Here is a 14,235-nt window from a genome sequence, read left to right on the forward strand (position 1 = left end):
ACATGCGTTAACCTGTCTAATTTGCTGACATCTGGCTCCCGTTGTTATCGATAATAATATACTTTGAACATTGGTAAGCCCCGCTGATAAATACTGTAAGCCAAATTTCGTCATCCACAAAACTCACAACATTAAAAAAGGGCTTCTTCCGGCGGAAGAAACCCTTTTTCTTAAATCAAAACTGTTAATACCCCGGGTTTTGAGTTAAATTAGGGTTAAGCCCAATTTCAAACTGCGGAATAGGATATAATTCACGACCGGCAGGTATAGTTATACCATACACGTTTTTCACAAAATCAGTTGCAACCCCAGCCCTTCTTAAATCATAAAAAGTTGAGTATTCGCCTGAAAGTTCATGCCTGTATTCGCTGTAAATCATTTGCAACGGATCGGTTATTACTTTGCCATCGCTGATGAAAGTTAACGGGGCCGAGCCACCAAACGCACGGTCACGAACTTGTTTCAGCGTAGCTAAGGCTCCTGCAGCATCGCCTGTACGGGCCTGGCATTCAGCTTTGCTTAATAAAACTTCGCCAAAACGTAGCAGCACCTGGTTTTGAGCGCCAAATATGGTTTGATCACCTGAGTTACCTACCAACGTAGGGTCTCTCCAGAATTTTTCGTTGTAGTAACCAGTTCTCAACTGAGAGTTATCAGAACCTACCCATGGCCGTGTTTTGGTACCGCAGGTATTGATGATCTTACCGTCATCACCGGTGTATTTTGCCTTCACAGCAGGATCGGTACTTGCAAAGCCGGCAACTACCAAAGGATATGATTTTATGCCGCCTCTTGCTTTAATACCAGGGCTTGGGTTTTCATCACCAGGGCCAATTACGGTTGCTATCCTGCGCAAATCTCCGGTTTGAAAAGATGAAGCCAAACTTTCGTTAGCGTAATCATAACCAAAATTGGTAACCTCTTCGGGCATACCAAAAGTACTGATCCATGCAACTTCATTACTGGCACCCCAGCTTTGGGTTCCCGCAACATCAAACTGTACTTCAAAAAGCGATTCGGCATTGTTTTGCTTGTCATATTCATTCACATCAATGAAATTAGGCAGCAGAGTGTACTTACCCGTTAACTGGTTATAAGATGTTAAAGCATCGGCATATTTTTTAAGCCACATTTGTGCGGCGCCTAAATAGCCAAAGGCTGCCCCCTTAGTAGCACGGCCAGTTTCTGAACTTGGCAAATCTTCTTTCCATGGTAACAATCCGGTTGCTGTTTTAAGGTCAGAAACAACTTGTGTAAACACCTCGTCTTGCGTGCTTCTTGCTGTTAAACCAAGATTGGTACCATCTTTTAACTCTAATGGAACCCCGCCAAAACTCGCTGCAAGGTAATAGTAAGTCATACCACGTAAAAAGTAAACTTCGCCGGTAAGACGATCAGCGAGGGCCGCAGTTAATATACCTTTGTCTTTCATTTTTGCAATGATTGGCAAAGCAGAGTTTGCACGGGCTATACCAACATACGCACGTGTCCAAAACACTTCGATAGCACCAAAGGTTGAGGGAATCGCATATGTGTTGTAAAAGCGATCTGCTCCCCAGTTAAAAAAGTCATGCGACTGAAAGTTGGCATAATACCAGATCGATTTTTTCAATAAATCGGCATTTTGATAAGTGTCATAAATGGCATTAACAAGAGCGATGCCATCTTCCGGCTTATCAAACAAAACCTGTGCTGTTGGATTCTGTGAATCTGTTTGATCCAGAAATCCTTTTTTACAACTTAACGGAAATAACACGGCCAGCCCTACTGACAGTATGTATATATATTTTTTATTAATTTTCATGTTTTTACTGTTATGTTAAATGTTATTTAAAAAGTGACATTTAAACCTAAAGTGTAAAATTTAGATGAAGGATAAGTTCCAAGGTCTATGCCTGAGGCCGTTGGATTAACGGTGGATGCGTTATTGTTGTTCGGGTCGGTTCCGGTTGCCTGTCCAATCTCCGGATCAAGGCCTGTGTATTTAGTTATAGTGAACAGGTTTTGAGCAGACACATAAAAACGAACCTTTGTAACAGAAAACTTTTTAGTTAAAACAGCCGGCAATGTGTACCCTAAAGTAACATTCCGTAAACGCAAGTAACTGCCATTTTCTACATACACGCTTGATGCAACGTTATTAGCGCTGATATCATCATTGTAAGTAACCCTTGCATAACGGTTTGATGGGTTAGTTGGTGTCCAGCGGTTCTGGTAATATTGCAAACTAACGTTTTCAACCCCCACAAAGCCCGGTGCCTGGAAACTTTCAAGATTACGTTCCTGGTAATTGAAGATCTTGTTACCGTAACTGCCGTAAAAGAATGCGTTGAAATCAAATGCTTTGTAAGAAAGATCGATGTTCATGCCGCCATAAAACTTAGGGATCGGGCTTCCTAAACTCACACGGTCATCAGCAGTGATCTGACCATCGCCATTTACGTCTTTAAATTTACGATCTCCCGGCTGGGTTTTCTGAGAATTAGTGCCCTGGTAATTACCTGTAGGCGATTTCGCGTTTAAGGCGTCAATTTCTGCCTGGGTTTGAAATATACCTACTGCCTGGTAACCATAAAACTCACCTACCGGCTGTCCTATATTGGTTTGGCTAAATGTTGACCAGCCCATTGCATTTAATGGCAGGTTAACAAGATTTGTTATAGCAGTGGTGCTTTTATTGATACTCAACAGCTTATTATTTACTGTGGTAATGTTAACACCAATACCATAATTAAAATCCCTTATTGAATTTCTGTAGTTAACAGCAAATTCAAACCCTTTATTACTTATACTACCTACGTTTTGGGCGGCACTTGTAAAACCTGTTTGTGCAGGGGTAAGGATGTTTAATAAGAAATCTTTAGAATCCTTTTTGTAATAATCAACAGTTAGCGTAAGCTTGTTGTTTAAAAACGCGGCATCCATACCAACATCTGTTTGCTTGGATGTTTCCCATTTCAAATTAGTATTATCAAGGTTTAATAAAGCCAGGCCATTTTGATAAGTTTTATCAAACGGATACCCTACGTTAGTGCCTGAAGCAGGAGGACCGCCAGATGTATAACGTGCTAAATACCTGAACAAAGGAATACCCGACTGATTACCTACTTTACCATATCCACCTCTGAACTTCAGATCTGATAGCCAGCTAACATCTTTTAAAAATGATTCTTCTTTAGCTTTCCATGCTATTGAACCCGATGGAAATACGCCGTACTGGTTTCCCTGATAAAACCTGGAAGAGCCGTCCCGGCGCACCGTAGCAGTTAACAGATATCTGTCTGCGAACTTATAACTTAACCTGCCAAACTGTGATGCAAGCGTATAGGTCTGTTTTCCTCCGTAGGCAACAAGATTTTTAACCTGCGATAAGTCCCTGATAGCATTACTTGGTAAATCATTACCGCTACCACCAATGTTTGTAACTGTATTACTTTGCTGAGAAACACCACCAACAAAATCAATGCTGTGTTTGCCAAAAGTTTTGGTGTATGATATGGTATTTTCCCATAACCACTCATAAGTTGTGCTTGCATTTTGAGAGTAAAAGCTAATGCTGCTTTGGTTACCTACACCATATTGCTGAATTGCACGGGTATCAGATGGTGTAAAGTAATGGCTCGAAAAATCTGTAGTATTGATACCAAAGCTTGTTTTAACCTTTAAACCCTCAATCAAAGTAGCTTCTAACGAACTGTGTCCCAGAAAATAGTTTGTCGTGTTTTTTGAATCCTGTGTTTCAATGGTATAAACAGGATTGTTCCAGCTTTTTGTGTAGATATTTACCGGGTTGTAGTAACCGTAATTGCCATTAGCATCTTTAATTTGATCGGTAAGTTTATTACCTGTTATAGTAGGGATCAGTTCACTCAGTTGTGATAAAGAACCTGTTCCAAATGGATTGTTACTATTCTGCCTCGAAAACACAGCGCTTGTTGACGATTTTAACCATTTGTTAACACTATAGTCAATGTTGGTACCCAGGTTAATACGTTTGAAGTATGAACCTAATACAATACCTTTTTGATCATAATATCCGGCCGAAAATGCTGACTGTACTTTGTCATTGCCCCCGCGAATAGCTAAATTGTAGTTTTGCTTTAAACCCTTGCGATAAACTGCGTCCTGCCAGTCTACACTGCGTAAAGATGATGGATTGCTCCATTCAGGTAATTCTGTAAAACCTTCGTTAGCGTGAACTTCGTTAGCCAGGGTTGCCCATTGCTGTGCGTTTAGTACTTTATAAGTTTTAGGTTTTGACTGCAGGGAGGCATATGCGTCAAGCGATACCTGTGCACCGCCATCTTTTTTCCCTTTTTTGGTAGTAACAATTACAACACCGTTTGATGCCCTAACGCCGTAAATAGCAGTAGCTGATGCATCTTTAAGAATGTCAATTGACGCTATATCATTTGGATTGATGTTATTAAGCCCACCTGTAATAGGATAACCATCAACTACATATAAGGGGTCATTATTGGCCAAACTACCTATGCCCCTGATCAGTACGCTAACGCCGCCGCCTGGTGCACCATCATTATTGGTAACCTGTACGCCTGATGAACGGCCCTGTAAAGCCTGGTCTAAAGCAGTAACAGGTACTTTAGCAATTTGCTCGGCTGTAACCGAACTAACCGAACCTGTTAAATCTTTACGTTTAGTGGTACCGTAACCAACAACAACAACCTCGGTAAGGGTTTTATTGTCGGGTACTAATGATACGTTGATAACAGATCTGCCGTTTATGGCTACCTCCTGGTTTAAGAAACCAACAAAACTAAAAACAAGCGTTTCGTTGCTGCCTGCAGTTATTGAATAAATACCATCGGCCTTAGAACCAGCGGCTTGTGTACCTCCTTTTACCCTTACAGTAACCCCTGGTAAAGGGAGCCCATTATCTGAGCCTGTAATTTTACCGGTTACCTGTTTACTTTGAGCATAACCTGAAAAACTTATCAGCGCAAGCGATAAATTTAAGCAGATGAAGGCCACAACTTTTTTGATGTGTAGTTTTCCTCTCATACATTTTACTTTAAATTGTTAGAATTGGTTTGAAGCACAAAATCACTTTTTGACAATTATTGAGATCATGATTTTATGCTAAGTAAATGTAGCTGCGGTCAGCAATCGATTGTAATACGATATGAGTGGTTTTTTGTATTAATTTAACACAGTTAAAAAAAACACATATATAAAAATAAAACACTAACAATCAACATATTAAAATAAAAAATAAGAACTACAGACCAATATTCTATCGCTTTCAGGGTAAAATAATACATATCAATGTTAAAATCAAACCATGTAATAAATGTTATTTTAACAATAAAATCATTTTTAATCACTAAGGATTGTCTGTGCAATGGGCCGGACTGTAAATAACGAAGCCTCCCGGCAACACCGGGAGGCTTCATTATTTTTTCAACTTTTACTTAACCCTTATTTAAGCTTTACAAAATAAATCCGGTTACGGTCTACCGAATTGGTAGCCGGCAAAATTTTAGCGGCAAAACCATTCTTACCATCATCAATAACGCCAAAGTCATCATCATTAGATATAGCAAGGACATTACCTGGCAGCAACGCCAAACCTTCGGCCTTGTCATGAGGATAAATAGTTGGCAGGTCCTTCAGGAGATCAAGCACCTGTGTTTTGGACACCGGAGTGATACCGGCAGTCTGCAAACCGGCTGCATCATTAAGCTCTTCAACCGTTTTACCACCATACAATTTCCCGTTATCGCTGTTAGCAGCGTCTGAAATATCGGTTGCATTGCTGATATCAATTTTAAACACCTTTTTAAAGGTTGCCGGGTTTGTTGGCGCGCCGCCAAAATTACCGTCGCGCTCAATGGTTAAAAATGTAGTTGCATTTACAGCAGTTATATCACTAACACCCGTCAATGTAATATTGTCCATAACATAAGCATACTGTTTTGTAGCTCCGGAAGCTATATCAAAAGTGAGGATACGCAATATAGTTGAGTTGGCAACCTTTGCTTTAGATGGGTTGTACATTGGCGACTGCATCATGCCAACCAGTGTTTTACCGTCGGGCGTAATGGCTAAGCCTTCCATACCACGGTTAGCCCTGCGGGTAGCAAATACAGCCGGAATTTTACGTCCGCCAGTTCCGGTACCGTAAGGATTGATACGCTCAATAGTTTTACCGTTAGCATCAAAATGAACAATATGCGGTCCATATTCGTCACTTATCCAAAAACTACCATCTGCTGCCAATACCAGGCCTTCTGAATCGATACCATCGGCACTGGCTGATAATTTGTTGCCGTTAAGGTCAAAAGGCACCTCTCCGGATGCCCCCATCCCAGCCGGGTTCGGCAGACCATTTAACTTTGCGCCGCTGGCATTTTTAAGCTCTATAGTTTGTTCCAATATCAGTTTGCCATCTATTAACCTGAATTTGCCAATTTGCGGATCAAAATCCGGTTTACCGATGATAATTGAATTTGCTGTTTGCCCGGCAACATTTGAGCCGCGATCTGTAAGCAGATAAAATATGTCTTTATGGTTTGGATCTGCCGCAACGGCCGAACCGAAGCCACCATTGTATACCTTTACACCGCCCGCAGTAGTAAAAAGCACTGCAGGGTTTTGTGCTTCGGCCATATCAGGATAACTGAAAGGAGAAATCTTGTTATCGTCATGGCAGGAAGAAAGGACCACCGCAGATGCCGCGATAAGGCCGAGTAATTGTTTTTTCATTTGATCTGTGATTGATTAACTTTTACAAAAGAACCGGCCACGTGTAAACCTATTGTTAATTCTATAACAATAATTTAACACAAGAGAACTACTACGACATTTTGCTAAAAAAATCGAAAAAGGTTAAATCAATGTTTCCATTCCTTCAAACTTTCATCAGTGACCTGGTACTCATAAAGTTTCCTATTCAGAGTATCTATGTACACCCAACCGTCAGAAGCGTAGATAACACCATCGCCATTATTATAGTCATGGCCAATATTATAAACAAAATAGGTATTTACACCTCTTTTTTGAAGTCGGTCAAACATCCACCCATCATGTATTGATGTATCTTTACGTGACAATTTAATCAATTCATTGTCCGAGTGCTCAATGTAATCTACTATAAGCGTATCAACCCAGTTGCTATTTCTTAAACTATCCTGCTGCTCCAAAACAGGTTCAGTTGTTTTTGGCAACCCGTTTATAGTATCGGTTGCTTTTGGGACGCTGCTCATCGCATCAGTTTTAACAATTTCGGCAGATTTCTTTTCTACATGCCTGCAGCTAATAAATATTAGTAAAAAAACAATAAGAGAAGCGGGTACCTTCATTGCAATAAGATTTAGGCCTACAAAGTAAATATTTAATTACACTTTGCAATAATTATGTTACTTAACAATGTCATTCCGGATAAAACGTATTACCGCGACTGCTTTTTTCATAATTTAGGCACTATGAAACATATTTACCATCATACCTGCAACAACCTTTTGAACAGGGCAAAGCCTCTTGTTCTTGGCATGCTGCTTTGCAGTGGCATAGCTTCGGCCCAATCAAATAACCCTGTTATTAACAGTATCATGACCGAGGAAACCAATAACTCGCAACTTGAAAAGCTGGCGCACGAATTGTTTGACGGCATCGGTCCGCGTTTGGTTGGTACGCCGCAAATGAAACAGGCTAACGACTGGGCGGTGGCTAAATATAAAAGCTGGGACATTCAGGCTAAAAACGAAAAGTGGGGCGAATGGCGCGGATGGGAACGCGGAATCTCGCATATTGATATGGTATCGCCGAGGGTAAAATCATTAGAAGGCACTCAATTGGCATGGAGCCCTGGCATGGGTAAAAAAACCAGCACTGCCGAGGTAATTATCTTACCAGATGTGGCTGATTCTGTAGCTTTTCAGCAATGGCTACCTAATGTAAAAGGCAAATTTGTCATGATCTCGATGTTGCAACCAACCGGCAGGCCTGATTATAACTGGCAGGAGTTTGCCATGAAAGAATCATTTGATAAAATGAAGGCCGACCGCACCGCCCAAACCGATGCCTGGAAAAAACGTATCAGCAAAACAGGCCTCACCAATAAAACATTACCTGTGGCATTGGAAAACGCCGGAGCAGCTGGCATCCTGACCAATAACTGGTCGGCAGGGTTTGGGGTTGATAAGATCTTTGGTGCTTATACCAAAATCGTCCCTACGGTTGATATTTCGCTGGAAGATTATGGTATGTTGTACCGCCTGAGCGAATCGGGCAACAAACCTGTGATCAGTATCCATTGCGAATCGAAAGAGTTAGGCGTAGTGCCAACGTTCAATACCATCGCCGAGATCAAGGGCAGCGAAAAGCCAAATGAATATGTAATGCTAAGCGCTCACTTTGATTCATGGGACGGCGGCACCGGAGCTACCGATAACGGTACTGGCACCCTGACTATGATGGAGGCTATGCGCCTGTTGAAAAAATTCTATCCTCACCCAAAACGTACCATACTGGTAGGCCACTGGGGCAGCGAAGAGGAAGGATTGAACGGCTCACGTGCTTTTGTTGAGGACCATCCCGAAATTGTAAGTAACCTGCAAGCCCTGTTTAACCAGGATAATGGCACAGGCCGTGTCGTAAACCTAACCGGCCAGGGCTTTGTTGAAGCTAAGGATTATTTGAGCAGATGGCTTGCTGCCGTGCCAGACACCATCAAGAACCGGATCAAAACAAATTTCCCCGGCCAGCCGGGCGGTGGTGGATCTGACTTCGCATCATTTGTAGCAGTTGGCGCACCGGGCTTTTCTTTAAGCTCGCTTAACTGGTCGTACGGGTCATATACCTGGCACACCAACCGCGACACGTATGATAAAGTTGTATTTGATGATTTGAAAAACAATGCCATTTTAGCTGCCATCATGGCTTACATGGCCAGCGAAGACCCGCAGAAAACTGTTAATACCAAAACCGAAGGCATTAAATGGCCTGCGCAGGTTAAAGCAACGCGACGCGGTGGATTGGATAAGTAGGCTAAAGATGAGATATTGTAAAATAACCTTGCTCGCATCCCTGCTGATGCTCTTTAACTTCAGCCTGAAAGCGCAGGAAAATTATAAAACCAAATTTGTGCACCCGGGTATTTTAAATACCCGGGCCAGTTTAGACCTCATCAGCGCCCAGCTTAAAGCAGGTGATACCATGCGGACTGCGGCATATCAAAAAGTTCTGGATTTTATTAGGGAGCACGAGTACCCCGCTTCGTTCCCGTCAACCATTGTAGTAGGCTCAAATGGAGCTACTTCGCCTTCAAAAACGCAGATCAGGAAGGATTGCGAACTGGTTTACGCCTTTGCGCTTGCCTGGGCTGCTACCGGCGATACCGGCTATGCTAAGAAGGCAATCGGCTTACTGAACGGATGGGCTTACGCTTTTAAGGATTATGGCCTGCTGGCAGGGAAAACAAATCCCAACCAGCCCGACCTGGAAGCATCATGGACAACCCCAAGTTTCGTAGCTGCCGCCGAGATCATCAGGCATTATAAAGTAAAAGGTAAATCTGCCGGATGGGCTGCTCCCGACATTGAGCAGTTCGGCAAGTACCTTGTTAACGTAAAGGATAACTACATCAACAAGATCCCCGACTATAAAAACAACTGGGATGCATCGGCAGGATATGCTAAAATGACTATCGGTGTGTTTTTAAATAACGATACCGCTTATCGTGCAGGCTATGAACTTTTAGTAAAAGAATTGCCAAATGTCATTCAACCGGATGGAACGCTGCCTGAACTTTGTGTGCGTAAAGATTGTGTTCATTATCAATACTCATTAACGGCCTATGCTTATGCCGCTGCCATTGCCAAAATACAGGGAGATAATAGTTTATGGGAGATCAGCAATAAAAACATCAGCCTCGGCTATGATTTTATGCGGAATGCTTACGAGCAAAAAACGGGCTGTGATTACTGCGATTTAAACAGCCGTATTTTTCCCGGAGTCGAAATTGCCTATGGACACTACAATACTGATAACCTAAAATATTTAAGGGGATTACAGGCACCGCTTGGCGTCCCTATCGATAATACTTTTTTAGGCTTTACTACTTATACCCATTATAAAGTTAAGGGTTTATAAATCGAGTAAACAAAAACGCCGCCTTTCCGGGCGGCGTTTTTGTTTTAGGCTACCGGGTGCTTTTCCAGCTCCGGTGTATATTTGCCATCGCGGGCTATGGTATTGATATGGGCGCGCTCGTATAATAACCTTTGCGCCTCTTCAATATTTTCATCCTTACCAGCCCATTTTTCCAATGCCGGTTGCTGTACAGCTCTTGAATACGAAAATGTTAAAGCCCAGGGCATTTTATCTTTGAAACGTACGTGCATAGCGTTTAAACGCTCAGATGCCAATTCGGGAGACTGTCCGCCCGAAAGAAACGCGATGCCAGGTACAGAGGCAGGCACACAGCGTAAAAAACAATTGATAGTTGCATCCGCCACCACATCGGCACTATCCTGCTGTGCGGCTTTAATACCGGGCACAATCATATTGGGCTTCAGTATCATTCCTTCAAAATTCACCCGTTGCTGGTACAACTGGTTAAACACCGTATGCAAAACCTCATTGGTTACATCGGCACAGGTTTGCAGGGAATGATCGCCATCCATCAAAACTTCGGGCTCCACAATGGGGACAATCCCGGCTTCTTGGCACATAATCGCGTAACGAGCCAGCAGAAATGCATTGGCCTTGATACTGCCGCTTGTAGGTGTGTTTTCACCTATTGTTATTACAGCCCTCCATTTAGCAAAGCGGGCACCCAATTTATAGTATTCGGCCAACCGCTCCGGTAAACCATCAAGACCTTCGGTTATTTTTTCGCCGGGGAAGCCATCCATATCCCGTGCGCTTTCATCTACCTTAATACCCGGAATAATTCCTTTTTCCTTCAGGATATCAACAAACAGCTTACCATCTGCGGTACTTTGTCTTATCGTTTCATCAAACAAAATGGCTCCGCTTATAGCTTCCTCCAGCTTCGGCGTGTTCACGATCAAGTCGCGGTATTTGCGGCGATATTCTTCCGTTTGCGGGATATTGAGTGCTTTAAAACGTTTGTTGCAGGTGGCGGTACTTTCGTCCATGGCTAAAAGGCCTTTGTTCCCGGCCATCAGCTGTTTTGCGATATCTTTCAGGCTTTGCAGTTGCATAAGTAAAATTGCTTGGTTGTTGGTGGATAAACACAAGTTAATTCATACTTGTTTTAAGCAGCGCAGGGAATATTGCAGGTTTACTTATGGATGACTTTAACTGGTGAATTGATGTGCAAAGAAGGAGTTGTGTACCTCTGGCACACTAAAAATGGCTATTTTATTTCTACAAACCTTTTGCACCTCTGGTGCAACCTGCCAATTTCTATAGATAATCTTCAAAAAACAAAGGGCTTTAGCCAAAATGCCTGCAGCATTCAGGCTAAAGCCCACTATTTGTTTTCAGTTGCCCTTTAAAGTACTCTTACAACCCAAATCCTTCCGGCACAAAATCAAGCGAAACAGAGTTCATACAAAACCTTTTATGTGTTGGCGGCGGACCGTCGTCAAATATATGCCCCAGGTGCGAATCACAGCGAGCGCAAATTACTTCCGTGCGCTGCATGCCGTATGAATTATCTTCTTTGTAGATCACACTGTTTTTGCGTACCGGCTCATAAAAACTTGGCCAGCCGCAATCACTTGCAAACTTAGCATCCGAGCGGAAAAGCTTGTTACCGCATACCGCGCAATAATAAGTGCCCTTGGTATCCTTGTTCCAGTATTTACCGGTAAATGCACGTTCTGTTTCCTGCTCCCTTGCAGTAGCATATAATGCGGCTGGGAGGATCTTTTTCCATTCGGCATTTGACACGTTTAAATGTTTGGTGTCGGTATTGGAATAATACGGATTGTTCTCATGCCCTTTTATTGTTTTGGGCTGCTGTGCAAATGCTCCTGTAGCGAAACAGAACAAGGCTGCTATGATATATACCGCTTTCATTATTGCTTCAATTTATCTTTAAATACCTTTTTAAATTTTTCCAACTCGGGCTGGATCACATATTTACAGTAAGGCTGGCTGCCGTTTTGGTTAAAGTAATTCTGGTGATAGTCTTCGGCCTTATAAAAATTTTTGTATGGCACCAATTGCGTTACTATCGGATCTTTATATGCTTTTTCGGCATTCAGTTTAGTGATGTAATATTGGGCCTTTTGCTTTTGCTGGGCATTATGATAAAATATAGCCGAGCGGTATTGTGTACCCACATCATTACCCTGCCTGTTTAATTGGGTTGGATCATGCGCTACAAAAAATGCAGCAATCAGTTCATCGTACGTGATCTTGGTAGGGTCATAGATAATATTACAAGCTTCGGCATGACCGGTTGTACCGGTGCAAACCAACTCATAAGATGGGTTGGCTACGTGCCCGCCGGAAAATCCGGAGATCACTTTTTCAACTCCTTTCAATTGCTGGAATTTGGCTTCGGTGCACCAAAAACAGCCTGTGGCAAAGGTGGCGGTATCCAAACCCTTTTTAGGGCCGGAAGCAAAAACAGAGAAACAAGCCGTTAACAGCACGGCTATTGAACAAATTACTTTTTTCATGTATATCAAATAGGTTTTAATACGATGCGTATTTATAGCAACTAACGTAAAAAACATAGCTAACGTTGAACAAAGTTACCATTTTAACACTTTGTGATAGTTGTTTGACAAAACGCCTATTTTCGCTTTACTGCTTATACTAACTTTAGCCTATGGAAAACCTTAAACTGTTTATGCTGATGCTGGGCTGCAAACCGCCGGGAAGGCACGTAGAACAACATGACGTGTTCTTTGGGATAGCGCCATCGCTTCGCGACCTGGTACCCGAGATCCAGGCCTTTTGGCCCGAACCCGAAAAAATTCATATCGATGCATGGCGGGAAGTAAGTACGGTTGATGGATATGCTGTTAAGATCGCTCAGCGAGGTAATAACATCCCGCAGGATAATAAATTATTTTTCATTAACCTTGGCGGCTATCAGCCTGATAAATTTGAAGAGCAGCACTACGTTGTACTTACTGTTCAGAATGATTTTGCTTCGGCCTCTAAAAATGCTAAGGAAACGTTTTTCTTTAAGCATAACCATTTTGCCGGGGCTAACTCCCACATCGATGATAAATACGGCGTTGATGTTGATGATATTTATAATGTAGAAGATATTTTAAATCCTGCTCAAACAGAAAAATACCAGATCGAACTTATCCCGAATGCCGATCTTCCGGAAGATAAGATCACGCTTGGTTATTTTAAGTTGAGCAATTTATAATAGTACCCTCATGAAAAAGCCTGAACATCTGAATATCATTGCCGACCGGGACATCAAAGATTCTTTCTCTGTCGAAAATTGGGAGGAACAGCATTTTGATGATCAACGAGTGCACAGGGTTACTTATAATCGGATTTTTCTAATTACTACGGGTTCGGGCCAGGTAGTTATCGATACTGCCCCCTATCCTGTTGTTGGCGATCAATTGTTGCTGATATCAAAAGGCCAGCTTTTTACCTTTTCTGCCGGTACCGTTTTAACCGGTTATACAATAAGCTTTGGCGATTGCTTTTGGGAAAGAGCCCCGGATAGCGCCAATAATTGCAAGGCGGTATTATTCAATAATGCATCTGATAACCAGCAGATCCCGTTAACACCCGACGATGTACAGGAACTAAGTCCGCTTTTTAAAACGCTGCATACAGAATTTATTAAACCCGGCTACATCAACAAGCTGGATGCCATGGCTGCTTACTTGAAGATCATCATGATCAAAACAGCCAATATCAATGCCTCGCTGAGTAAAGGATTTGATAGCTATGATAACCAGCTATACCGCCAGTTCCTGGAGCTGGTTAGCCGCCAATATCAAAACACCCATGAGGTTGCTGAATTTGCAAAGCAGATGGGCATCTCCACCCGTAAATTAACTGAACTTTGCAACCGTTGTGGCGGCAAAGGTGCTAAAGAGATCATTAACGGGCAACTTATATCCGAAGCGAAGCGATCTCTGCAATTTTCGGCGAAGCCTGTAAAGGAGATAGCCTACCATCTTAACTTTTCAACGCCCGAGCAATTCAGCCATTTCTTTAAAAAGAATACGTTGGTATCGCCCCATCAATACCGCTCACACTTTGTACATATTGGCATGTGATTAGCCGGTTTTAACATTTTTAACCGGCGGTACC

The 14,235-nt window shown here is 42.4% G+C and carries 11 protein-coding genes; 4 read left to right on the plus strand and 7 right to left on the minus strand.

Annotated features, from left to right (window positions below):
* Positions 1-184: 184 nt before the first annotated feature.
* From MTO98_RS20095 to MTO98_RS20110, 4 genes are all read right to left on the minus strand, one after another.
* Positions 185-1,804 (minus strand): RagB/SusD family nutrient uptake outer membrane protein, encoded by a 1,620-nt coding sequence (locus MTO98_RS20095; RefSeq protein ID WP_243480777.1) that lies wholly within the window; start codon positions 1,802-1,804, stop codon positions 185-187.
* Positions 1,805-1,830: 26 nt separating this feature from the next.
* Positions 1,831-5,022, minus strand: a complete 3,192-nt coding sequence (locus MTO98_RS20100; protein ID WP_243480778.1) for a TonB-dependent receptor — start codon at positions 5,020-5,022, stop codon at positions 1,831-1,833.
* Positions 5,023-5,439: 417 nt separating this feature from the next.
* Positions 5,440-6,726, minus strand: a complete 1,287-nt coding sequence (locus MTO98_RS20105; RefSeq protein WP_243480779.1) for an esterase-like activity of phytase family protein — start codon at positions 6,724-6,726, stop codon at positions 5,440-5,442.
* A 128-nt stretch (positions 6,727-6,854) separates the two neighbouring features.
* A complete protein-coding gene (locus tag MTO98_RS20110) occupies positions 6,855-7,322 on the minus strand; it encodes a hypothetical protein (RefSeq protein ID WP_243480780.1) in 468 nt (155 codons plus the stop codon).
* Between the two features lie 123 nt (positions 7,323-7,445).
* Here MTO98_RS20110 and MTO98_RS20115 point away from each other — a divergent pair, with 123 nt between their 5' ends.
* Together MTO98_RS20115 and MTO98_RS20120 are read left to right on the plus strand one after the other, a co-directional pair.
* Positions 7,446-9,008, plus strand: a complete 1,563-nt coding sequence (locus MTO98_RS20115) for a M20/M25/M40 family metallo-hydrolase (protein WP_243480781.1) — start codon at positions 7,446-7,448, stop codon at positions 9,006-9,008.
* Positions 9,009-9,015: 7 nt separating this feature from the next.
* Complete coding sequence (locus MTO98_RS20120; RefSeq protein ID WP_243480782.1) at positions 9,016-10,113, plus strand: alginate lyase family protein; 1,098 nt, start codon at positions 9,016-9,018, stop codon at positions 10,111-10,113.
* Positions 10,114-10,157: 44 nt separating this feature from the next.
* Here the strand turns inward: MTO98_RS20120 and MTO98_RS20125 are convergent, their stop codons facing one another.
* The 3 genes from MTO98_RS20125 to msrA all read right to left on the minus strand — a co-directional run bounded on the left by MTO98_RS20125 (position 10,158) and on the right by msrA (position 12,620).
* Positions 10,158-11,189: a class I fructose-bisphosphate aldolase gene (locus tag MTO98_RS20125; protein ID WP_243480783.1), complete on the minus strand. Its 1,032-nt coding sequence runs from the start codon at positions 11,187-11,189 to the stop codon at positions 10,158-10,160.
* Positions 11,190-11,493: 304 nt separating this feature from the next.
* Complete coding sequence (gene msrB, locus MTO98_RS20130; protein WP_110585279.1) at positions 11,494-12,012, minus strand: peptide-methionine (R)-S-oxide reductase MsrB; 519 nt, start codon at positions 12,010-12,012, stop codon at positions 11,494-11,496.
* Entirely contained in the window at positions 12,012-12,620 is a 609-nt protein-coding gene (gene msrA, locus MTO98_RS20135) for a peptide-methionine (S)-S-oxide reductase MsrA (protein WP_243480784.1), read from the minus strand. Before msrA ends, msrB begins: the two co-directional genes overlap by 1 nt.
* Positions 12,621-12,772: 152 nt before the next feature.
* On the opposite strand from msrA, the gene MTO98_RS20140 reads away from it, so the two are divergent.
* Positions 12,773-13,327 (plus strand): DUF1543 domain-containing protein, encoded by a 555-nt coding sequence (locus MTO98_RS20140; protein WP_243480785.1) that lies wholly within the window; start codon positions 12,773-12,775, stop codon positions 13,325-13,327.
* A gap of 10 nt (positions 13,328-13,337) precedes the next feature.
* The gene (locus tag MTO98_RS20145; RefSeq protein WP_243480786.1) at positions 13,338-14,201 is read left to right on the plus strand and encodes an AraC family transcriptional regulator; all 864 of its coding nucleotides are present in this window, start codon (positions 13,338-13,340) and stop codon (positions 14,199-14,201) included.
* The last annotated feature ends 34 nt before the right edge of the window (positions 14,202-14,235 follow it).

Source organism: Mucilaginibacter sp. SMC90 (assembly GCF_022811725.1).
Classification (GTDB): Bacteria; Bacteroidota; Bacteroidia; order Sphingobacteriales; family Sphingobacteriaceae; genus Mucilaginibacter.